Below are 22,820 nucleotides of genomic sequence, written 5' to 3' on the forward strand. Positions count from 1 at the left end.
TGAATAGAGAACATTATGGATAGAGGAGTAATGATAGTGGAGAAAGCAATAAAAGCCTATTTTGCTAAATTCGTAACACATGCGAGGTCGCCTTTGAAAATAAATATATGGCAGGCTGTCGTTGCTTTTGTAGGAGGATTTTTGACGATACTTCTATTAGAAAGTATTGCTGAAGGATTGCAATGGTCTTTAGTAATAGCTCCTTTTGGAGCAAGTTGTGTGCTGGCTTTTGTACTGCCAGAGGCTCCTGTATCACAGCCAAGAAATATTATAGGTGGACACATGGTCACAACTTTGTGCGGTCTAGCAGTGTATCATCTTTGGGGAAATAGTATTTGGTCTTTGTCGGTTGCTGTTGGATTAGGCATCGCGCTAATGTTACTGACCAAAACGACTCATCCGCCTGCTGGTGCCAATCCTATTGTAGTTATAACCGCAGCAAGTACGTGGTCTTTTCTAGTGACTCCGGTGTTAATCGGCTCAATTGTCATCGTATGCGTAGCTGTGCTCTACAATAATTTAATCAAAAATAGAAAATATCCTACATTTTGGATATAATAAAAAAGGATCCTATCAAGGTTATATCTTTTGATAGGATCCTTTTTCTATTACCAAGCCTTATGACAGGAGAAGATATGCGACAAATCTTTATTAATACTTCTATCGCAAGTATGATCTTGCTGACCAGTTGCACAAGTACAGAACAACCTTCTACATATACGAAGCCAACTATCTTACAGCACCAACAAGAAGTAGAGAAACCGTTACTGCAAGACATTTATACATACGAATTCAATCAGATTGAACCGCAGCACCAAAAGTTTGTAGATGAATGGTTACAAGAGTCTCATGCAGACCATAAGAAACAGCAGATTTACTTTTTGAGTCTGGGTACAGATGATGATCCAAACGATGGATATAAGTATATGTATGTATTTGGTAAAGGATATCGAACATTTGAAACTGCATTTATGTACTCACAAGACAATGAACATACCAACACTAGCGATACCACTTCTAACAGAGAAACCAGTCGTTATTTGAAAGACAAAGGAAAAGGAACTCTCTATGTAAAAGGAGTGAAAGGGGAAGCAACAGATGAGGTACTTCTACGTCTGCACTATAATCCCAAGTACGTCAGTGCTACAGGATTAGTAGAACGATTTCTTAAATAAAAAGTGCAGGTAAGCAACAGATATATTTTGCCTTACCCTGCACTTTTTGGAGCAACCAGTTGAATATCTTCTAACTTGGGATTACGTATCCAGTCTGAATGATAACGGATAAAGTAAAGCTGGTCGATCTGTACCAATTGCATAATGTCTGGTGTCGTTTTGAGATTGGCTGTTTGCTGACCTTGTTGAACAACAATTCCTTGATCGGTCACTCCAATTACGCGGAACACACCTTCTGTAGTCTTGATACTGCTCACATATAGAAACGTTACAGCCACGACAACAATAGCCATCAATGTGATAATCTGTCTTGTGCGTCTGATCGGCTTACGAAGAATAGGCATGAATGTACACCTCTTTCACAAAGGAATGCGATATCCTCAGTATAGTCTATAGAGAAAGATACTTCTATTTTAGACTATTTTGGACATTACGCCTACGGCAAAGAACAAATTAAAAGTAGAAGATATATATTATATGTTAACGCTAAAAAACTCTCTAGTGATATAGAGAGTTTTTTAGCTAGCGTTCTATTTAGCAACGTGTAGACTATAGATTACTGTGGAATATTTCCTCCAGCGATACGATCTCCTGAATTTCCGGTTGGATCCGTCATTTCATCATCAGGAGCAGCGTGAATAATAATAGAAGCACCTAAAAGAGAATGTTCATCTCCTTTTTCTAGACTGGCATTTAGTAATACCATGGTGGCATTAGCTGTACCATCTGCGGCTACTTCTAAGTTAGGTAGATCGCCTGTATGTTGTCCTTTGGGATTGAGTCGACCATGTTCATGTCCGCCTGGATTAAGATGTGATCCTGCTGTCGCAAAATCGTTATTGGTAATAGCCGATTGGTGAACATGAATTCCATGCTTGCCTGCCGGTAGATTTTTGACATTAATTTTGATATCCACATTATTCTGATCTTGTGTCAGCATCGCTGTACCTATGGACTCGCCTTTAGCATTTTTGATCTCGACGACTGGACTGTTTACAGAGATCGTAGCAGAATGAGGTTCCCAGTACATTTTGTTTCCAAGTAGATCACTTACATGACGAATAGGTACATAGGTTGTTCCACTATACGTAAAAGACTGCGGGACAACACTACCTTGATTATTATATTGAGCTGAAGTGACTTTTTGTTCACCATCTACGTAAAATTTTAAAGCCTCTGTATTCGGAGTGACTGTCGTCGCATCTGCCGCAAACGAAATTCCTGAGAAAAATAAAGCTCCACCAAGAAAAGAAAGTACCATATGCTTTTTACCTAAAGGCTTCTTCATAAGTTCAAATTCCTCCTTTGAATAAATAGGTTCTTTTTACATTTATACCCTTAAAAATATATTGTAAGCAGAAGTGCTCAAAGTTACAGGAATATATACATACAATAATAGATATCGATATGTGATCTTTTTGTATAAAGATATAGAAATAAAACCAGTAGAAATGATCAAATAATCATTAGAATTATTAAAATTACTTTTTAGCGTTGATTTAAAAATAGATATCGATTGAAGTAAATGAAGCTATTTAGCTTTGTTTTTCCTATATTTAGAAGCTAGCAATCATACTTATAATGTAATAATTTTATTAAAATATACCCGATTTGTATTAAAAACTATATAAAATAACCGATCACTCTTTAAATCCTTTAATTATATATAATGTTAAATATTAGTTGATAATACCTGAAATTTGTAATATATTATGGCAGGAATTAAAATTATATTTAAAGGGAGAAATGATGATGAAAAGTATTTCGTTAAAGTTTGTTCTAGTTTTACTTGCAGTATTTATGCTTCAGTTCAACCATGCTTCAGCTGCATCTGCTAAAAGTACACTGAACGTTGGCGAGACATTGGCTAAAGGTCAGATGTTATCCTCCCCAAGTGGTAGATTTAATCTAGTTATGCAAAACGATGGCAATTTGGTATTGTATCGCGATGCAGGCATTCCAATGTGGGATACCAATACAGATGGTGATGTATTCAGATACTATGACACATTTTTAGGTCGTGAATTTCAAAGATATCCAGAAGCATTAACACTTCTCCCTAACACACTGCGCGTTACTGATCCTTCTAAAGGTATCGCATTTTGGACAGCAGATGTTAAAGGATGGAGCAATGCACATTATAAAGGTAATGTACCTGCTGGATTAATTGGAGATAGCCTGGTTGTACAAGATGATGGAAACGTTGTTCTTTATGCTACTGGCAAAGGTCCAGTCTGGGCTTCAAATACAGGCGGTTATTAATACATACACGAGAGCCATATTTAGTGGCTCTTTTGTTTTATTTTATATTGTATAATGGGTTTAAACGACAGAACATTTTAGTTTATCGCAAAAAGTAAATGCGTCTAGGAGGTTATGTGCTATGCGTCAAAATATTTATGATGATCCTACTTTTTTTGAATATTATAAAGAGTTGCGGAGCTCAGGGATTACATTTAATGATTTTGTAGAGCAACCTGCTTTGAAAGCATTATTACCAGATCTACAAGGATTGCAGGTACTTGATATGGGCTGTGGATTTGGTAAGTTAGCTTTAGCTATGGTCGAGCAAGGAGCAGAACATGTCACTGGAGCTGATATTTCAAGTAAGATGTTAAGTATTGCGCCGAAGATTCCGCAAATTACATATATTCATGCACCGATGGAAGAATTAGAGTTTGAAGCAGAATCGTTTGACTTGATTGTAAGTTCTTTAGCTTTTCATTATGTAGCAGACTATAATCGCCTGATGGCACAGATTGCAAAGTGGTTACGCCAGGGAGGAACATTGGTCTTTTCAACCGAGCATCCGATCACGACAGCCAAGTTAGATATGGACGGGTGGATAGAAGATGAGCAAGGGAATAGACTGCATTATGCGATAGATAATTATGGAGAAGAAGGACAGCGCAGTACACATTGGGTGGTCGACAATGTGATTAAGTACCATCGGAAAGTATCAACACTGGTAAATGGCATGATTGCTCATGGACTGATGATACAACAAATCACCGAACCCGAATCGACTCCCGAAGGTTTGGAGAAAATGCCGAAGCTTGAACAAGAACGAAGAAAGCCTTCTTTTATTTTGTTTAAAGCGGTCAAATTGTAAAATAACAATGAAAAGTACAAGTGGATGATTGAATGTATATTTGTACTAGTGAAGATCAATATCACATAGATCTATACCAAAGGAGAGCAATCTCCTTTTTGTTTTGAGTAAATGTTAATCCAGAGTAATAAAATGACCGATACATAAAAGAAACATTATTATGTAGACGTAGAAAGAAGGTCAACTATGCATTTTTATGAGGTTGATATTGCTAAAGCTATGAAACATCGAAAACCATTTGTATTGAATCCTACAAATTATATTTTGACAACAGATGATGAATTGTATCAGTTACCCGAGTTACCAGCAGGTGTGCCTTACATAACACAAGAACAAATGATAGAGCAATTATATAAGCAAAGTGTGGATGAAATAGAGCAATTTATATCTTCTGAGTATAATAAAGATGTGTATATAATGGCTGTTGCTACCAGTGAATATTATGATTTTCAATTGTATATAAATACAGAGGAACGATATAAACGTTCTCAAGAAAAATATTTTACAGAAAAAAAAGACATACTAGAATTGAATTACAATAAGTATAATTTAGGGAATTTCTCTTTTGATAATCAACTTCATAATGATGAAATTCTGGATATTTTAACTGGAGTTCACATGATTGAGGACAAAGTATCTGACTTTGAAGTTGATGAATTGTCTATTCCATTGTATGAAGGGGATTTTAACAATATTTTAATAATTATAAACCAATCTCTTATTAAGTTTGGTCATTATATTGCTGTACAAGAAGTAGTTAAGCGTTTAAAAGATACAGGCATTGAAGCAAAAATAAATAAGACTTCTGATTTTATCTTTTTTGGTGCTATTGGTTATTCTGGAACTGATCGAAGTATCATGATGAGACAAACTGTGGAACGTGAAGTACTGTACAAAGCTCTTCCTGAATTACATGAAGGTGATTTTAAATTTAAACAATTAAAGATGGACTTACAACAACGTTCCTTTCATGAACAAGTCAATTACTGGCTTCAAGAAATCGACAATAATGAGAATTCTATAGGTGAAAGTATATTCGAACATTATTACAAAACAGAATATCATGCGATTGAAGCGTTAGCCGAAAATATTAACGATATTTCGAATGATCTATTACCTGCATGGAAAAAATCAGTAACAGAGTATGTAGAGTCAGACGAACAATCAACAGCATTATTTTACCTCAGTTATGTTCTTAGCGAATTTGAAGAACAAAAGCAAAAATACCTCCAAGAAATCAAAGAACATTTGAAGATGATAGAACAAGCAGAGCAACAACAAGAGGAATCACAAGGTAATTTAAAAATGATTCGCAATATTCTGATGATAGAGTAATATAAAGATAATTTAATACAATAGATATACTTAGAAAAACCATTCCTGTATTATAAGGGATGGTTTTTGTTATCCATCAGATTATTAAATAATATGAAGAATTAAGGAGGAACATACATATGCCTACAGATAAAGAAAGAATGCTAGCACAAAAGTTATATATGGCAGGGGTCGGAGAGCTTGCGCTAGATAATAAAAAATCTCGGATGCTTACCCGATTATTTAATAACACAACCGAAGAACAACAGGAGTATCGCACGGAATTACTTCAGCAATTATTTGAATCGGTGGGTGAAAAGGTATTTATTGAACCGCCATTCCGTTGTGATTATGGTTGTCATATTACGGTTGGCGATTATTTTTATGCGAATTTTGATTGTATTATTATTGATGTTGCCAAAGTGAAGATAGGGAACAATGTGTTTTTTGGTCCCAGAGTAGGCGTGTATACTGCGGGGCATCCGATTGATCCTGATGTGCGTAATACCCTTTTAGAATTCGGCAAAGAAATTACAATAGGAGATAATGTGTGGGTAGGTGGGAATACAGTGATTAATCCGGGTGTAACGATTGGGAATAATGTTGTCATTGGTTCAGGATCTATTGTAACTAAAGATATTCCTGACAACGTAATCGCTGTAGGAAATCCTTGCAAAGTACTACGTGCTATTACAGAGGAAGATAAGCAGTATTGGGAACAGCAAAAAGCAGAATATGAAGCAGAGATTGAACAATAGTATTTACATGTAAAATCATATAGTGCCCCATGCAAACGAAAAAAGCATGACTACTCTTGTATAACACTTGAGTAATCATGCTTTTTTTCATTTATACAATCCGCTTCCGAATCCAACCGGAGATGAGGTCAGTTAAAATAACAAGAATGATAATACCTAATAGAATCACACCGACTCGATTCCAATTACGCATATTTAACGCGAAAATAAGTGGTGTTCCGATACCGCCTGCACCGACAAGACCGAGTGTGGTAGCAGAGCGAATATTGATTTCAAATCGATACAATGAGTATGACAGAAATTGCGGAATCACTTGTGGCAATACAGCAAACCACAAAATTTGTAATCGACTGGCTCCAGCAGCAGTTAACGCTTCACTGGGGCCGGTATCTATACTTTCTATCGTTTCAGAAAATAATTTGGCAAGCATCCCGATCGAATGAATACCTAATGCCAGTACGCCGGCAAATGAACCCGGGCCTACCGCTTTGATAAATAAGATAGCTACGATCATTTCAGGGAATACACGAATCACACTAAGACTGAACTTGCCGGTTCCAGAAACAGGGCGACGACGGCTCATATTGGATGCCGCCCAGAAAGCAAACGGAATACACAAAAATGCAGAAATGAATGTACCCAGTATCGAAATAATTAACGTATCTAACAATCCACGCAGTAAATCTTCGCCTGCTGGATCATAGACAAATGACCAATCTGGATGCAAAAATCCATCTAAAATCGATAACGATACACTTTTGGCAGTCGATTGAATACCTTCAAATTGAAGACCGTTAAATGCCCATACATACACAACAACTAGAAAAAGAACCCAACAATACGGACGAATTTTGTGCCAAAGTGGCTTAGCAGGTAAGGTATGATTCATAGTAATTTCCTCCGCAATACATTACTTCCATAATCGATAACCAGTACAATCACAAGCGTGAGCAAAATAATCATCGCTGCCCGGTCATACCGGAACAATCCGAGAGAACGATCCAGTAACAGACCAATCCCACCAGCACCGACAAGACCGAGTACCGAAGCAGCACGTACGTTGATTTCAAAAGCATATAGTAGATAAGACATATAATAAGGCAATGCTTGCGGAATCACTCCAAATACAATCAATTGAATCTTATTCGCTCCGACAGCTGTCATAGCTTCCATGGGGCCTGGATCGATCGCTTCAATCGCTTCAAATGTAAGCTTGGCTATCAGTCCAAAAGAGAAAAATAGAATCGCTAACATCCCTGCAAACGGCCCTATTCCAAAAATCGCTACAAAGATAGCAGCAAATAATAGATCAGGAATCGTACGTACCAGATTTAGAATTAATCGTACAGGCAAAGACACTAATCGACTCTGTACAATGTTGTAAGCACACAATAACGATACAGGGATCGCTAACAATCCACCTAACATCGTCCCTACTAATGCAATCTGTACCGTTTCGACCATAGGCTTCCAGATCGTAGGCAAGTAGCTCCAATCAGGAGGAAACATTTCGCCCAGTAAAATACCCATTTGCGGTAGTCCACGTATAAGCTGATAAGGGGTCACTTCCGTTTGGATACTACATAACACAAGTACAACGACAAAGAACAACCATGTTAAGATTTTTTTATATTTTTTGGGAGCTGTCGGTGCTTCGATCGTCATATTCATAATGGTTCTCCAGAAGTTACTTTGATATCCGAAGCATCTGGAATAACAGTAACGATATCTTCACCCGGTGCATTAGCGCCCAATACTTCATCACGATGAATCGGTCGTCCGTAAATATGAGAAAATACATCGTCTGTTGCTTCAGCAGGCGTACCATCGAATACAATTTCTCCTGCCCGTAACCCGATAATACGAGTTGCATATTCACGAGCCAGATCGATAAAGTGTAGATTGATAATCGTCGTAATTTGAAGTTCTTGATTAATACGTTGAAGATCGTCCATCACTTGACGGGTCGTTAAAGGATCAAGAGAAGCAACAGGTTCATCAGCTAAAATAATCTGAGGTTGTTGCGCCAATGCGCGTGCAATAGATACCCGTTGTTGCTGTCCACCGGATAATTGATCTGCACGACTATATGCTTTTTCTTGCAAATTAACACGAGCTAGAGCATCTAGAGCCAATTCATGATCTTCTTTGGGAAACATGCCGAACACAGTACGTAATGTAGAATGATGACCGACTCGACCGGATAATACATTACGCATCACAGTCGAGCGCTTGACCAGATTAAAGCTTTGGAAAATCATCCCGATCCCACGACGGATACGGCGCAATTTGGCACCGGAAGCGGATGTAATTGATTGGCTATTGATCTGAATATCGCCTTCACTAATATCAATCAACCGATTGATCGAACGAAGCAACGTAGATTTACCTGCACCGGACAAACCTACAATCACAACCAGTTCACCTTCATGGATCGTAAGATTAATATTTTTAAGTCCTTTGGTGCCGTTAGGATAGACTTTGGAAACGTTATTGAATGTAATCATGATTTGCCAACTTTCTATATTCAGAATAATAATGTCATGATGCTGTCCGCGAAATAAGTAAGCTTACTATCCAGTGTGCTATGTAAAATAGCAAACACCGCCCGTAAAAAAGGACGGTGCTGCTCAATGCTCACTACATTCTTGGTTTACTTCGTAGCTTGACCTACAGCTTCAGCATATTTACGAACAGGTTCGAAGTTTTTATCGTCGCCTTTTTCATAACCTACATGACTGTAGATTTCTTGGATAATTTTGCTACCTTCTGGATCATTACCAATATCGATAAATGCTTGACTGATTTTATCGCGCCATGCTTGATCCATATCTGAACGTACGCTGATCGTATCGTTCGGGATTGGAGCCGTAAAGTGAAGGACACGTGTTTGTTCAAATACGTCTGGAACGTCTTTTTTAACATTGTTACGAGCATCTTGGAATACAGCGACAGCATCAACTTGTCCATTTAACAAAGCCATTACTGCTGCATCATGTCCTTTGATCGTTACACCTTGTACATCGGTATCAGGATCAATACCTGCTGCTTTCATTTCAGCCGCCGGGAATACATAACCCGCAGAAGAAGTTACATCTTGCCAGCCCATTTTTTTACCTTTAAGATCAGCCAATGTTTTGATATTGGAATCTTTTTTAACGATAATCATAGATTTGTAAAAGTTTACTTTATCGGTTGTTGGTTGACCGGTCTCATCATTAACACCGAAGCGAAGTGCTTGTAGCAATAGATCAGCAGCTTTGCGATTGTCGTGAGCTAATACATAAGCATTTGGTGGCAAGAAACCAACGTCAATTTGTTTGGAAGCCATCGCTTCTACGATTGTATTGTAATCAGGGGATACAGTAACTTTGACCGGAATCCCTAATTTATCTCCTAATAATTGTTCAAGTGGTTTGGCTTTGGCTTCCAGTGTATCTGCATTTTGTGAAGGTACAAATTGTACTTTCAATTCTGTCGGTACATAGCTAGAAGACTCGGCTGCATTGCTTGTTCCTGTAGATGCGGCTTGATTACCACAAGCGGCAAGTCCTGTTGCTAGAGCAACAGTCATACTTAACATTAATATTTTTTTAAACACTTTTAGTTCCCCCTAGAAAAGTAGTCTTACTGGTTGTGTAGGTAAAGCTAGACATGACGTAGACCATAGCCAAGTTTGAAGTATGCAAAACTCCCTTATGTAATCATTTGTAGGTTAGATATTTACTATTTACGAACAGCTGAGGTATAACTATGATAGTTAATATCACTTTTAAAGTTGTTATACATTTGTAAATGATGATCAACAACCCACAAATGCTATTCTACTTTTTTATGGGATACAAAGGGTCAGCGCAAATGATGAATTCTGTCAATTATTTGTAAAATATTAAACAGTGGTCAAATGTTTTGTAAAATGGTTATGATTATGAACGCGAAAGAAGGAGTCTATCATGAATACCAGGCAACCGGTTACAGCTCAGTTGCGTTTATTAGGAACCACGGATCTACATGTAAGTCTTACAGGATATGATTACTATCGAAATGTAGAGACTGTAGATATTGGATTATCGCGCACAGCTACTCTGATTCATCAAGCACGTAAAGAAGTGAATAATCATCTGCTGTTTGATAATGGAGATATTTTGCAGGGGAATCCGTTAGGCGATTACGCCGCTTCCAGTCTGTTCTGGCAACAGGATTCAGAGCTAGAAGGTAGGGAAAAAGTTCATCCGATGTATCAGTTAATGAATAGATTGTCTTATGATGCAGCGACAGTAGGAAATCATGAATTTAATTATGGATTGGATTATTTGCAGCAATGTATAACAGGAGCGAACTTTCCATATACGAATGCTAATATTTATCAAACTTCGATAGACACTATTGATTCGTCAACAGATAGAGGAGAAGGAACAGCAGATACATTACTGCCACCTTATCTAATCTTAGAGCGACAGATTGTAGCTGATGATAGAAAAATACATCCTATTCGTATCGGTGTGATTGGTGTAGTGCCACCTCAGATTATGCAATGGGACAAAGCCCATCTGGAAGGTAAAGTTACAGTACAACCTATGGTAGAAGCGGTAGAGTATTGGATTCCGCAGATGCGTGAAGCAGGCGCTGATGTTATTGTTATGCTTGCACATACAGGATATGTAGATTCGGAAGATCCGGGTGTACTCACTGAAAATGCGGTGTTACCGATTAGCCAGATACAGGGTATAGATGCGATTTTTTTTGGTCATGCGCATAAGCTATTTCCGAGCAATGAATTTGCAGGTAAACAAGGGGTAGACCTGGAGCGAGGAACAATTAACGGGATACCTGCTGTAGAAGCAGGAGTATGGGGAAGCCATCTCGGTATGATCGATCTACATTTACAATATGAAAATGATATCTGGACAGTACAATCTGGATCTTCTCAATTACGAGCGATCTATCACCGGGAACAAGGGCTTGCCAGTGTAGAAGCAGATACTGAATTAGAACAAATAGCTTCTATTGCTCATCAGATTATATTGGATCATATTCAGACGCCTGTAGGTGAAAGTGATATTCCATTGTACAGTTATTTTTCACTCATTATGGATAGCGCTTATGTGCAAGTGATTAATAATGCGCAAGTATGGTATGCAGAGCAAGCGTTATCAGATCATACGTATGGTCATCTGCCTATATTGTCGGCTGCTTCTGCTTTTAAAACAGGCGGACGTTATGGGCCTCACTATTACGCTTATATAGAAGCAGGCGAATTGACGCTACAGCATACTTCAGATATTTATAATTACGCTAATACGTTATGTGCAGTTCGTCTAACCGGAGCAGAGATTCGAGAATGGCTCGAATGGTCTGCGGGTCTTTATCAGCAGATTGATCTACAATCTACAGCAGAGCAAGCGCTGATTAATCCTGAGTTCCCATCGTTTAACTTTGATATAATCGACGGAATAACGTATCAGATTAATGTATGTCAGCCACCACGTTATCATCCAGCAGGATATATATTGAATCCGCAAGCCTATCGAATCGAAGCTTTATGTTATCAGGGGAAAGAGATCGAAGATCATTCTGAATATATAGTGGTCACCAATCAATACCGGGCCTATTCTACACCTTTTGCTAATCCAGATGGAGAGCGTGTGATCTTGGATGTACCTGTAGAAAATCGAGAAGTGTTAATTCAGTATATTCGAGAGCAGAAGATCATTCATCCAGAAGCTGATCATAATTGGTCGCTTACACTGGGGGGATCAGACAAAAAACGCGCATCTTTATCATTACAGCCCACGATTACGATATTGTCTTCACCGGATGCACAAAAAATCCTATCCGCTTATCCACAGCTATCTTACAGTGGAATAAACGGGGAAGGATTTGCTATTTATCATTTGAAATTATAGAACAGGATCAGAATCGGGTAACGCTGTACCTGGCTTGAGAATACTGTTCATATAATGACGAAGGGTAAAGTCGACAATTTGCTGTTTATACGGGGATATACTGTTGTCTTTTTTAGACGGTATATCCTTTTGTGTTGTCTGTGCTGATTGCTCTTCTTCTTGACCAATATTCTCTGCAAAGCTAGATAATGTTGTAGTCAGTCCATGTAACATTGCCCAGAGTGAGCGTACAATCATATCTGCTTCTGCATGGATAATATAGTTTTGATCAATCGCAATCTGTACCGCTTCATGGAGAAACGTATATCCATTGAGACGATCGTTAACATCAAGTTCTGCATTAGATACCGCTTCAAGATTACTGATAAACATAATATCGTAATGATCAGGATGCGTAATACCATATTCTACATACGTTTTGGAAACCAGAAATAGACGTGCTGGAATATCGTATCCATTTTCTTCTAATTCATTTGCTTGCTTGGTTAAAACGGTGAAGAATTGAGAGTACACTTCACGCAATAATTCTTGTACAATCGCTTCTTTATTTGCAAAATAATGATAAATCGTTGTTGGTGAATATTCAATACGATCTGCAATTTTACGCATCGACACATGAGCGTATCCTTCTGTAACAAAAAGAGTACGTGCCGCATCCATAATTTTGCTTCGTAATTGTTCATTATCTCGTTGGCGTCTAGCATGGTGCTTCATGATAGTTAGTTCCTTTCTGCATATAACAATGCACAATCCAAATGAGCAGTACCATTATACGGTATAAGATGGTTAAACCAATTCAAAAGTTATTAATCAGTAATATTTGTGTAGAAAAAGCTACGGTATATCTATCATACTGCAATCTATCCTATTCATGCCAATAGCCAGTATATTGAAATGAATGACTTGATTGAAGAATAATACTACACGATAATATATATTTCGACATTTTATCCCTATTTCTAAAGTGTAAATAGTTACTTATATAAATATTTAATCGCTTACATGATAAAAAAGAATTGGGAATAGCGCTTGCAGTACTTTACACTGTTATATAACAGGAAAAGGGAAATATTACAAAATGACCAGAGGAGCGTGTAACGATGGATATCTATACTAATATATTATCAAGCGTGCGCAAGCAATTTCTGTATTACAAAACATTAGGCGATAAAGCGATAGCTCAGTTAGAAGAAGAACAGTTATTTATGATTCCTAATGAAGAAAGTAATAGTATTGCTATGATCGTCAAGCATTTGTGGGGAAATATGTTATCACGTTGGACTGATATATGGACAACCGATGGTGAAAAAGAATGGCGCAATCGAGATGCAGAATTTGAAAATGATCTCGCAACCGCCACAGACGTTATAGCCAAATGGGAAGAAGGCTGGCAATGTTTATTTGCTACATTAGATCAGGTTGAACCTCACCAATTAGAAGATATTATCTATATCCGTAATGAAGGGCATACGTTGCTTGAAGCGATCAATCGGCAGTTGGCTCATTATCCTTATCATGTTGGACAGATCGTCTATATTGCCAAAATGCTCAAAACCAGTCCTTGGGACAGCCTATCGATCCCGCGTAAAAGCTCTGCTACGTATAATCAGAACAAATTTGAACAAGAAAAAGGTATACGCCATTTTACTGATAGTGAATTAAAACAATAATCAGTTGAAAATAAATCGGTAATCAGGTTGTATACATCACGCTCTAATTACCATACCAGTGTAGGAACGAAACGGAAGGATGCACGCGAGGGAATAGCGACTCCTTACCGGATTCCTTTTCGAACCTAACACTATTATGGATAAGAGAAGGGTGGATATTCACATGGCAGGATCACCGAATCTAAAATTCAACACACAAGGTAATGTATTATTTCGTCGCAACGCAGACAATGTAGGATATGAGACGAATGTTTCGCAAATTCCTTCACTTGAAGGGGTCGCATCAACTGATTTGTATATGACCAAAGGTAATATTCGTGAGCCACACTGGCATCCCAATTCCGCGGAATACGATTATGTGATTGAAGGCGAGCTGGAATTTGTTATTTTCGATCCTGTATACAAACAGTTGCAGAAATATCATCTTAAAGCTCGGGATGTACTGTTTATTCCACAAGGTTACTGGCACTGGATTACGCCACTAACAGACAAAACGCATATTCTGGTCGTATTCAATAACAATGAACCGACAACAGTTGCGGGTTCAGATATTTTAAGATTTACACCGGGAGAAGTATTCGATCTGGCTTATGGTATTCCAGCAGAAGATTATGAAGAATTGGTATCTCCTATCACAAGTACGGTAGTGATTGGACCTGTCGATCCAGAAACAGATGATACACTTAAAGTAGGTACAGATACTGATAATGATCCACGCTCAGATGAAGACACCGATGATAAAGACAGCAAAAAATGCAAAAAGTAATTAAAGTTTAGTATCAGTAATCACACTCTTTCTGAATCAAAGCACTAAAACACCCGATATCCTCTGGAGTTATCTTTCAGAGGTATCGGGTATTATGATGTCCATTTATTTTTATTAAAAACGAACAAATAAGATCATTTCTACATCTTCTAGAAACGATCTTATTTGTTGTTTTAAAAGCCGCTTAAAATAAGTTCGATCAGTGCAAGCTTAAGAGTCTGCAAAGCATCTTCCTGAGGCATTTTAATAAATCGACTTAATGAAATCATTTCTTGTTCAAACAAATCAATTACCTTTTGCAAAGCATTTTTGTCGGATGTAGCTGCTTGACGAATCAATTGGCATAATTCATCTTCTGATAGATGGATTGGAGTGCTTTCTTTTTCCATTTGCTCACCGCCTGTTGTGAAATATTAAATTGTTGGGCAACTTGTTTTTCGGTTTTTTCTTGAATAAAAAGGGAACGTATAACTTCTTGCTCTTTGACAGTAGGTAGAGAGTGAATCCACTGTTCCACCAATAATTGAGAATCAACTTCTTCTGCAAAAGAAGGTGAACTACTAAAATCATATAAGATAGGTAATTCTTTACGGAGGCGTGTATGAGTACGATATTGTAAGCGCCACGCGATCCGCTGAAGTTGTTGCTTATAGCGTTCGTACGTCTGATTGGTGGTTAGGTCTGACATGATTGTATGTATGTACCTCCTTTGCGATAAAATAGCTTTCATATCTATAGTAAAAATTTGGATAAAAATACAACTTGGATAAGGAAGAAATTACATAATAAAACAGAAGTACCCTATCATAGCGTTCATATTCTTAATACATTCTATTTTGCTATAGATAAATAGCTTGCCTGTCGTTCTCTCGCAAAGTAATTTTATTTGTACAATCAGGTAGAGGAAATGATAGGAAAAATAAAGGGATGTCATGTATACTATGGGTTAACACACATCAACAAGGAGTGCTTGAAAATGACAAACGCGAATATAGGAACTTGGGATATTACATTAGAAGATGACCAACATGATCAGGTACTGCGTTTGCAATTTGATGATCAGATTCAGTTGCAGAAATTTATTCTTTCATTAACCGTAGAACAATTACTTACTTCTCATATCTATGATCCCGAACAGCGCAGTATGAATGGGAAGACTTATCTGTATCATTGTTTTCAATAGCATATCTATACCAACAAGAAAGGAGGGATTATTATGGAGATGTTATTTCGTTATAACTGGCAAGTACGTCAAGAATGGTTCGATTGGTGTGAATCATTATCACAACAGGAACTATTACAACAACGTACAGGCGGAGTCGGTAGTATCTTGTATACGCTCTATCATATTATCGATGTAGAGTATAGCTGGATTAATGATTTGAGAGATCAGAACAGCTTGCTTACTGATTTTGCAGATTATCAGACGGTAGAACGATTACGTGCATTATCGTCTCAATTGCATGTAGAAGTAGGCGCTTATGTAAAAGCATGGACACCTGATCAAGAAACCAAAATTCTGCATAATGTACGTAAAGATGGCTCTACAGAACAATTAACGTATGGAGAAGTGATGCGTCATGTGATCGCACACGAGATTCATCATGTCGGGCAGTTATCGGTATGGGCGCGAGAAGTGGGACGTGAGCCAGTGAGTGCCAATCTTATTCGTAGAGGATTACAACGATAAGGATGATGTGAACACAACTTTTACTTTTGTATGACTTGAATACTAGATAGCTTGTGCAATGGGGAATCAGGCTAGCTTGTAGAGGGGGACGATGATGTTGCTTAAAAAGAAGATGATCGAAACGGATTCTTATTGGGGGACAAAATGTAGACATATACATATGACACAAGGTTCCTCTACACTAATCATTTTATTTCCGGGAAAAAGTTATTCTTGTGAACGTTCTTTATTGTATTACGCAGCCCAAAGTGCTTTAGAAAAAGGGCATGATGTATTGCAATTAGAATACGGGTATCAAGCGGCTCGAACCGAACTGGAATCAGATCAACGAGATATTTTGATTAAAGAATGTACAGATGTGATTAGACAGTTAAGTGCGTTTGGATATACCAACTACATCAGTATTAGCAAAAGTCTCGGTACATTGATAGCAGGAGGCGTATTTGAACAATACAAATCATTGCCGGTACGTCATATTTTTTTAACGCCTTTAGATCAGACTGTACCGTATATTATTCAATCTCAGGGATTGTTAATCTATGGCACCAATGATCCTATGTTCAGTCATCTTAGTCAGGACAAAATAAACCATTTACCTTATATAGACACCGTTGTTTTTCCTGACGCGAATCATTTGCTAGAAGCGCCGAGTATTGATCAATCTTTGCAATTTTTAAAGCAAGTAGTGATACACTATAACGAATTTTTCTAATATTCTATTGTTTTATTGTGGTTGCAATTCTTTATAATGTGATAAAAAATTAAGCCTGCTACATTCTCATAGATGCATAGTCATCTTAAAGGGAACTAGCAGGTTTTTTTGTATGCATTTGGATATGTATACAGCGAAATCTAAAAATATACTCATTATAGCGTCACAATAGACTAACTTATGTTATATTTATAAATGATAATTATTCTCAATTAACATAAGGAGTGAAAAAATGAAACAATTATCTTGGGTTAAAATGTTACCTTTGTTTGTAATCATGCTATGTGTAATCATCACAGGGTGTGGAGCGAATACAGGTACATCACAATCATCAGCTACATCCAATCAACAAGCTGACTCTGCACAGACAGTATCAGTAGAACATGTATTTGGCACAACAGCAATTCCGGTACATCCGAAGCGAATTGCTTCATACAATTTGGAAGATATCTTACTTTCACTTCAAGCCCCATTAGTATTAGGTGTATCTGTAGGTGAAAACTATTATCTGGAAGATCGCTTGAAAGCTCAAAATGCATCTATTCTAAATATGGATAGTGGATTAGCTAATTTAGAAGCTTTTGCAGAAGCACAACCCGATCTGATTGTAGCCAGTGCAACGATTGATCGAACTACATATGATCAGTTAAGCTTAATTGCTCCTACGATTGTGTATGATCGTGAAGATTGGAAAACATCTATTGTCAAAATAGGTAAAGCATTAGATTTGGAAGATCAAGCGCAACAAGTCATAGCAGATCATAATACTCAGGTTCAACAAGCCAAAAAAGCAATAACGACAGCCGTAGGTTCAAAAGCTACGATTGCTTTTGTGCGGACGACTAGCAAAGATATTCGCCTGTATTTGCCAGGGTATAAAGATCGAGAAGGTAAAGAGTTGCCAGGTTATGCAGGTATGTTATACAACGATCTAGGGCTAATGCCTATGCCTCTTGTATCTCAATTACACACAGAAAACCCTGATAAGCAAAATGTAAATCTATCTACAGAAGTACTTCCTGAAGTCACTGCTGATTATGTATTTGTCACATCCGGTAGCGCAGGTGGCACAAGTGAAGATTTGCAGAAAGATCAGTCTCAATTTGCCGAATTACAGAAGTCTCCTATCTGGCAAGCTTTGCCGGCTGTTCAACATAAGCATCTATATACTGTAAATGCCAAGTATTGGATCAGTACAGGCCCTATTGCGGATCAATTCAAAATAAAAGATACCGTACAACAACTCACTTCATCGTCATAAAATAGACTAAATCAGAGATCAGCACAACTTTTAGAGGAGATATAGCGTACACACTTATAATAAGGTTTTGGTAAAGTATAAGGTAGCGAATAAATGATTCGCCTTGCTTGTACGAAGGCTGAAATACTATAATAGATATTGCTGCATATTACCGGCCACGTGAGCATGCGTTTGATGCTACATCTGATTTAGGAGGATTTTACCGTTATGACATTTGTTAAAAAGAGCAATTGGGTATCATTAACGACCAAATTGCTAATCGTTACTGCACTAACTGCTACAATTGCGCCTGCTTCGCATATCGCTCCCAAAGCTCAAGCAGCAACTACAGAAAAGCCCGCTATCATTACGATTGCTGGTAAAGAAGTTACCTGGGAGACTGCACCATTTGTAACCAAAGGAACAACGTTGGTTCCTTTACGCCAAGCTGCTCGTGAATTAGGAGCCACAGCGCAATGGGATGCCTCGACTCGTTCTGTTGTTATGTATAGTCATGGAGACAAGGTTGTACATACACCGAATACCAATAAGATTACATTAGATGGATATGAGATTGAAATGCCAGAAGTGTCTCGTAACGTATACGGTACGATGATGGTTCCTGCACGATTTTTGTCAGATTCTCTAAAAGCTAATTTGACGGTAAGTTCTACCCCAGAAGTGACTACGATTAATTTGACGCCAGATCAATCTACTGTATATGCAAGCTCTGCCAAAACAGTAGATACGTATTTACAGTCTCAAAATTATTCAGGTCTTGCTCTGATAGCTTACAAAGGAAAAGTGATTATGCGTAAAGGATACGGATTAGCTGGTGGCGAAAAAGCAACACCACCTGATGGCAAATCACGTATCGCTTCATTAAGCAAATCGTTTACTGCATCCGCAGTGATGAAATTAATCGAAGATGGTAAAGTGAAATTAACTGATCATCTATCTGATTATATTCCAGATTTCCCGCGTGGTAACGAAATTACAGTGCATATGCTGTTATCTCACACCGCAGGTTTTAACTCTAACTTTACCCGTACTGAAGGAATGACGTTAGAGCAGACTGTTGATGAGATCAAAACCAAACCATTGCGTTTTGAGCCAGGTGAACGATTTAACTATAGTAATCAGGGTTATGTATTGCTAGCTTACATTATTCAACAAGTATCTGGAGAATCGTACGGACAGTATATTCAACATACGTTCCTTGATCCATTGAATATGAAAGATACAGGCGAGACTACACCTGCAACCAAAACGATCACTGGATATGTAAAAGATGGCGATGCTTGGGATGAAGCGGGCTACTATGTTTCTCAATCCGGTACAGGTACATTTTACTCGACACTGGACGATATGATGAAATGGTATAAATCGTTTGATAATCATACGATTTTGAGTGAAGATACAGTAAACAAAATGTTTACAACGTATTCGGATCTGAAGCCATATGGCTATGCCTTTTTGATCAAAAATGTAGACGGCAAACGTACTATCTATCACAATGGTAGTGGAACAGGTTATGCAACAGGATTTACGCATAATTTGGATGATGATGTTCTCGTTATTTTACTAGGAAATCATTACGGTATGGATATGCAAAAAATGTTAGCTGATACACAAGTATTAGCGAATAAAGCCCTTGTAAAATAATAGCTTAACATGAATAGGCGATGAATCGCTTGTGCAAAAAACCACCTTTTAGAATATATAAAAGGTGGTTTTTTTATATTCTGCTAATCATTAAAGTGTATAATTGGTAAAGTAAATACTTACATTACAAATCAGCTATATCGAAAAGGAGCTATTCCATGAAATCGATTATCAATTACGCGCACAGAGGAGCTTCCGGGTATTGCCCAGAAAATACAATGGCGGCTTTTGAGAAAAGTTTGGAATTGGGAGCAACCGGGATTGAAACTGATGTACAAATGACCAAAGATGGACAACTTGTTCTTATCCATGATGAAAACTTAAAACGTACTACCGGATATGATGGTCAAATCAAAAATGTCACTTATGATGAAATCAAAGCGTTAGATGCAGGTTCATGGTATGGTGAACAATTTGCTAATGAACATGTGCCATTATTAAGCGAATTATTGAACTGGATCGCACCAACAGAGATGACCCTGAATATTGAGATCAAAAATAATATTGAGCCGTACATAGGGATTGAGCAGAAATTAGTAGATGCTATCCATGAATATGGTCTAGCTGATCGGGTAGTGATTTCAAGCTTTGATCATTATACGCTGGAAACGTGTAAACAATTGGCACCTGATATTCAGACAGGGATTTTGTATGTGGAAAATCTGGTAAGACCGTGGAATTATGCTAACAGTATAGGCGCTACTGCTCTACATTCTCATTATGCTACAGTGACAGCAGAAGCTGTTCAACACGCACAGCAAGCAGGCGTGATCTATAATGTATGGACGGTGAATGATCCTGCTATGATGCGTAAGCTGATAGAGATGGAAGTTGGCGGTATTATCACCGATTATCCCGATATTTTGGCACAATTACTCCGCGATAAAATTATTGTTTGAGTAGTAGGTATATTGCTATACATTTCAGAGCGCCTAATGCCGTTATCATACGGAAGGGCGCTTTTTGTCATATTTCGACAAATTCCATGAAGCCAGACTTTCTTTACGTAAAAGAACCAGTTACAATAAAGAATACTGACATGGATAAGGCTCTGATTGGAGGTCCTGATGAAAAAAATTCACCCGGGACGATTTTTGAAATTAAATATGATTCGCCTGCTGCGCTTAAAAAAAGGAGCACATCAAGTAGCTATTGGTTTTTCTGTAGGATTATTCCCGAGTTGGTATCCGCTGATAGGGATCGGTCCCATATTGTCATTAGGATTAACGCGTTTGTTCAAAGGAGCTATGCCAGCAGCGATTTTTGCTGCTTCATTGGATTCTTTTGTCTGGCCCTTAACATTTTTTCTTAATTATCATACAGGGCATTTTTTAGTGACATTATGGCGTTCTTCCAGTCTTCCTGCTAGTATGCCTAAGATTGATATTCCAGACTGGCCTGAAGATTATATGCAACCGATACACCAGTCTCATCATTGGCGTGATGCAGGGGTTGATTTTATTACAGGAGCTGCTGTAAACAGTGTTATTTTTGCAATTATTATTTATATTGTGATCAAATGGGTGATGTTAAAGTATCGTATACCGTTACTGCGTAGACTTCGAGGTAAAAAAGTTCATCCTTCTGCTTCACAAAAGGACTAATCTGGGGTAATACTATATATTCCACTATTTTCACAACACTATTATACTCAAAGATTAATCTATTCGAACCCGTATTATTCAGAAGGAGGAACACATGTGAATTTTGGAGCCCGCATGCTCAAAACCGGAATTGCGGTTACGCTTGCTTTATACATTAGCTCCTGGCTTAATCTGACGCCACCGGTAATTGCTGCTGTTGCTGCTATTTTTGCGATGCAGCCATCGATTTACCGCTCTTTCCGTTATTTTCTGGATCAGATTCAGACCAATACATTAGGAGCCATACTAGCACTACTTGGAGGAATGTTTTTCTCTAACGAGCCGATCGCGATTGGCTTAATGTGTGTTGTGGTGATTATGATTTGTTTGCGTCTCAAAATGGGAGATACGATTGGCCTGACATTAGTTACTGTTATTTCGGTAATGGAAGCTTCAGGTCAATGGCAATTTGCGCTTAATCGTTTTTCACTCAGTATTATTGGTATCGTATCTGCCTTTTTAATTAATATACTGGTTGCACCACCTAAGCCATTAGAACAATTTAAAGGGCAGATTGAGAATACATTTGCTAAGTTATCTTTGCTTTTACGGACAGCGGTTTCAGATGAAATCAAAGAATCTGTGTTTCGCGAAGAAAAAAAAGCACTGGAAAATTCGATTCAGTCATTAAGCGATAAGTACAATCTGATGGAAGAAGAACTCAAAAAATTAAAACGAGCTTCATTCAGTCGTCATCGACACATTGTAGTGAACAAACAAATGCTAACAGCGCTTAGGAAGGGAGTAGATGTGCTAACTGCTATAGAGCAACATTATTTTCAAGCAGAACGTACTCCGCAGTTAGATGATTATTTCGATAATCATTTGGAACAATTAATTAAGTTCCATGAGCATATTTTGCTGAAGCTGGATAATAAGATTAAAAATGATGGCCATGAGGCTGAAGAAGTAGAACAAGCAAACGATCAATTTTTGGATACAATGATTGATCGCTATCAAGAAAATTTTAGCGGTGTTCTAAGGTTGTCTATTGTAGCCGCTGTGATGTATGATTATGGCTATCAATTAGAACGCCTTAATCGCTTAGTAGATCATACCAGTTCTAAACATGATACATTTGAAAAAGAAAACGAAGAGAAACAGGAACGCAGAAATTTTCCGACTTGGCCTTGGAAGCAATAATACCCAAGTCGATACATCGAAGATGA

Annotated in this window: 26 protein-coding genes; 17 read left to right on the top strand and 9 right to left on the bottom strand. The window is 37.8% G+C overall.

Features of this window, described 5'->3' with window-relative positions:
• Positions 1 to 36 precede the first annotated feature (36 nt).
• Positions 37 to 558 (top strand): HPP family protein, encoded by a 522-nt coding sequence (locus QE450_RS05105; protein WP_307297545.1) that lies wholly within the window; start codon positions 37 to 39, stop codon positions 556 to 558.
• Between the two features lie 77 nt (positions 559 to 635).
• On the top strand, positions 636 to 1,175 hold the full coding sequence (locus QE450_RS05110; RefSeq protein ID WP_307297549.1) for a hypothetical protein: 540 nt from the start codon (positions 636 to 638) through the stop codon (positions 1,173 to 1,175).
• Positions 1,176 to 1,207: 32 nt separating this feature from the next.
• Here QE450_RS05110 and QE450_RS05115 read toward each other — a convergent pair whose 3' ends face one another.
• Together QE450_RS05115 and QE450_RS05120 are read right to left on the bottom strand one after the other, a co-directional pair.
• A complete protein-coding gene (locus QE450_RS05115; protein WP_273615656.1) occupies positions 1,208 to 1,519 on the bottom strand; it encodes a hypothetical protein in 312 nt (103 codons plus the stop codon).
• A gap of 212 nt (positions 1,520 to 1,731) precedes the next feature.
• Complete coding sequence (locus QE450_RS05120; RefSeq protein WP_307297553.1) at positions 1,732 to 2,463, bottom strand: superoxide dismutase family protein; 732 nt, start codon at positions 2,461 to 2,463, stop codon at positions 1,732 to 1,734.
• A gap of 464 nt (positions 2,464 to 2,927) precedes the next feature.
• On the opposite strand from QE450_RS05120, the gene QE450_RS05125 reads away from it, so the two are divergent.
• The 4 genes from QE450_RS05125 (at position 2,928) to QE450_RS05140 (ending at position 6,359) form a co-directional block, all read left to right on the top strand.
• Complete coding sequence (locus tag QE450_RS05125) at positions 2,928 to 3,437, top strand: hypothetical protein (protein ID WP_301261394.1); 510 nt, start codon at positions 2,928 to 2,930, stop codon at positions 3,435 to 3,437.
• Between the two features lie 121 nt (positions 3,438 to 3,558).
• A complete protein-coding gene (locus tag QE450_RS05130) occupies positions 3,559 to 4,287 on the top strand; it encodes a class I SAM-dependent methyltransferase (protein ID WP_307297557.1) in 729 nt (242 codons plus the stop codon).
• 186 nt (positions 4,288 to 4,473) lie between these two features.
• Positions 4,474 to 5,622, top strand: a complete 1,149-nt coding sequence (locus tag QE450_RS05135; RefSeq protein WP_307297560.1) for a hypothetical protein — start codon at positions 4,474 to 4,476, stop codon at positions 5,620 to 5,622.
• Positions 5,623 to 5,741: 119 nt separating this feature from the next.
• A complete protein-coding gene (locus QE450_RS05140; RefSeq protein ID WP_307297562.1) occupies positions 5,742 to 6,359 on the top strand; it encodes a sugar O-acetyltransferase in 618 nt (205 codons plus the stop codon).
• 91 nt (positions 6,360 to 6,450) lie between these two features.
• Here the strand turns inward: QE450_RS05140 and phnE (QE450_RS05145) are convergent, their stop codons facing one another.
• From phnE (QE450_RS05145) to QE450_RS05160, 4 genes are all read right to left on the bottom strand, one after another.
• Positions 6,451 to 7,248 carry a phosphonate ABC transporter, permease protein PhnE gene (gene phnE / locus QE450_RS05145; RefSeq protein ID WP_274170380.1) on the bottom strand — a complete coding sequence of 266 codons (798 nt, stop codon included), beginning with the start codon at positions 7,246 to 7,248 and terminating at the stop codon, positions 6,451 to 6,453.
• Positions 7,245 to 8,024: a phosphonate ABC transporter, permease protein PhnE gene (gene phnE, locus QE450_RS05150; protein ID WP_273616278.1), complete on the bottom strand. Its 780-nt coding sequence runs from the start codon at positions 8,022 to 8,024 to the stop codon at positions 7,245 to 7,247. Before phnE (QE450_RS05150) ends, phnE (QE450_RS05145) begins: the two co-directional genes overlap by 4 nt.
• A gap of 2 nt (positions 8,025 to 8,026) precedes the next feature.
• Positions 8,027 to 8,866: a phosphonate ABC transporter ATP-binding protein gene (gene phnC / locus QE450_RS05155; protein ID WP_273615663.1), complete on the bottom strand. Its 840-nt coding sequence runs from the start codon at positions 8,864 to 8,866 to the stop codon at positions 8,027 to 8,029.
• Between the two features lie 146 nt (positions 8,867 to 9,012).
• Positions 9,013 to 9,960, bottom strand: coding sequence for a phosphate/phosphite/phosphonate ABC transporter substrate-binding protein (locus tag QE450_RS05160; protein ID WP_273615664.1), 948 nt, complete (start codon positions 9,958 to 9,960; stop codon positions 9,013 to 9,015).
• A gap of 352 nt (positions 9,961 to 10,312) precedes the next feature.
• Here QE450_RS05160 and QE450_RS05165 point away from each other — a divergent pair, with 352 nt between their 5' ends.
• Positions 10,313 to 12,265 (top strand): bifunctional 2',3'-cyclic-nucleotide 2'-phosphodiesterase/3'-nucleotidase, encoded by a 1,953-nt coding sequence (locus tag QE450_RS05165; protein WP_307297567.1) that lies wholly within the window; start codon positions 10,313 to 10,315, stop codon positions 12,263 to 12,265.
• Here the strand turns inward: QE450_RS05165 and QE450_RS05170 are convergent.
• Positions 12,260 to 12,979, bottom strand: coding sequence for a TetR/AcrR family transcriptional regulator (locus QE450_RS05170; protein ID WP_307297570.1), 720 nt, complete (start codon positions 12,977 to 12,979; stop codon positions 12,260 to 12,262). The genes QE450_RS05165 and QE450_RS05170 overlap by 6 nt on opposite strands.
• Positions 12,980 to 13,365: 386 nt before the next feature.
• Between QE450_RS05170 and QE450_RS05175 the strand changes: the two genes are divergently transcribed.
• Together QE450_RS05175 and QE450_RS05180 are read left to right on the top strand one after the other, a co-directional pair.
• Positions 13,366 to 13,935 carry a DUF1572 family protein gene (locus QE450_RS05175; protein ID WP_273615667.1) on the top strand — a complete coding sequence of 190 codons (570 nt, stop codon included), beginning with the start codon at positions 13,366 to 13,368 and terminating at the stop codon, positions 13,933 to 13,935.
• A 163-nt stretch (positions 13,936 to 14,098) separates the two neighbouring features.
• Positions 14,099 to 14,701, top strand: coding sequence for a cupin domain-containing protein (locus QE450_RS05180; protein ID WP_274170376.1), 603 nt, complete (start codon positions 14,099 to 14,101; stop codon positions 14,699 to 14,701).
• Between the two features lie 173 nt (positions 14,702 to 14,874).
• On the opposite strand, the gene QE450_RS05185 is transcribed toward QE450_RS05180, so the two are convergent.
• Complete coding sequence (locus tag QE450_RS05185; RefSeq protein WP_273615669.1) at positions 14,875 to 15,090, bottom strand: helix-turn-helix domain-containing protein; 216 nt, start codon at positions 15,088 to 15,090, stop codon at positions 14,875 to 14,877.
• The gene (locus QE450_RS05190; protein ID WP_273615670.1) at positions 15,036 to 15,389 is read right to left on the bottom strand and encodes a sigma factor-like helix-turn-helix DNA-binding protein; all 354 of its coding nucleotides are present in this window, start codon (positions 15,387 to 15,389) and stop codon (positions 15,036 to 15,038) included. Before QE450_RS05190 ends, QE450_RS05185 begins: the two co-directional genes overlap by 55 nt.
• Before the next feature lie 288 nt (positions 15,390 to 15,677).
• Between QE450_RS05190 and QE450_RS05195 the strand changes: the two genes are divergently transcribed.
• The 8 genes from QE450_RS05195 to QE450_RS05230 all read left to right on the top strand — a co-directional run bounded on the left by QE450_RS05195 (position 15,678) and on the right by QE450_RS05230 (position 22,794).
• Entirely contained in the window at positions 15,678 to 15,884 is a 207-nt protein-coding gene (locus tag QE450_RS05195; protein WP_273615671.1) for a hypothetical protein, read from the top strand.
• A 33-nt stretch (positions 15,885 to 15,917) separates the two neighbouring features.
• The gene (locus QE450_RS05200; protein ID WP_307297583.1) at positions 15,918 to 16,391 is read left to right on the top strand and encodes a DinB family protein; all 474 of its coding nucleotides are present in this window, start codon (positions 15,918 to 15,920) and stop codon (positions 16,389 to 16,391) included.
• A gap of 97 nt (positions 16,392 to 16,488) precedes the next feature.
• Entirely contained in the window at positions 16,489 to 17,103 is a 615-nt protein-coding gene (locus tag QE450_RS05205; protein WP_273615673.1) for a hypothetical protein, read from the top strand.
• Between the two features lie 232 nt (positions 17,104 to 17,335).
• Complete coding sequence (locus tag QE450_RS05210; RefSeq protein WP_307297588.1) at positions 17,336 to 18,364, top strand: ABC transporter substrate-binding protein; 1,029 nt, start codon at positions 17,336 to 17,338, stop codon at positions 18,362 to 18,364.
• Positions 18,365 to 18,571: 207 nt separating this feature from the next.
• Positions 18,572 to 20,008 carry a serine hydrolase domain-containing protein gene (locus QE450_RS05215; protein WP_273615675.1) on the top strand — a complete coding sequence of 479 codons (1,437 nt, stop codon included), beginning with the start codon at positions 18,572 to 18,574 and terminating at the stop codon, positions 20,006 to 20,008.
• 158 nt (positions 20,009 to 20,166) lie between these two features.
• A complete protein-coding gene (locus QE450_RS05220) occupies positions 20,167 to 20,907 on the top strand; it encodes a glycerophosphodiester phosphodiesterase (RefSeq protein WP_307297591.1) in 741 nt (246 codons plus the stop codon).
• Between the two features lie 168 nt (positions 20,908 to 21,075).
• Complete coding sequence (locus tag QE450_RS05225) at positions 21,076 to 21,612, top strand: DUF2062 domain-containing protein (protein ID WP_273615677.1); 537 nt, start codon at positions 21,076 to 21,078, stop codon at positions 21,610 to 21,612.
• Between the two features lie 96 nt (positions 21,613 to 21,708).
• Positions 21,709 to 22,794, top strand: coding sequence for an FUSC family protein (locus QE450_RS05230; RefSeq protein WP_307297594.1), 1,086 nt, complete (start codon positions 21,709 to 21,711; stop codon positions 22,792 to 22,794).
• Positions 22,795 to 22,820 lie beyond the last annotated feature (26 nt).

This window comes from Paenibacillus sp. SORGH_AS_0306, assembly GCF_030819345.1.
GTDB classification, from domain to species: Bacteria; Bacillota; Bacilli; order Paenibacillales; family Paenibacillaceae; genus Saccharibacillus; species Saccharibacillus kyungheensis.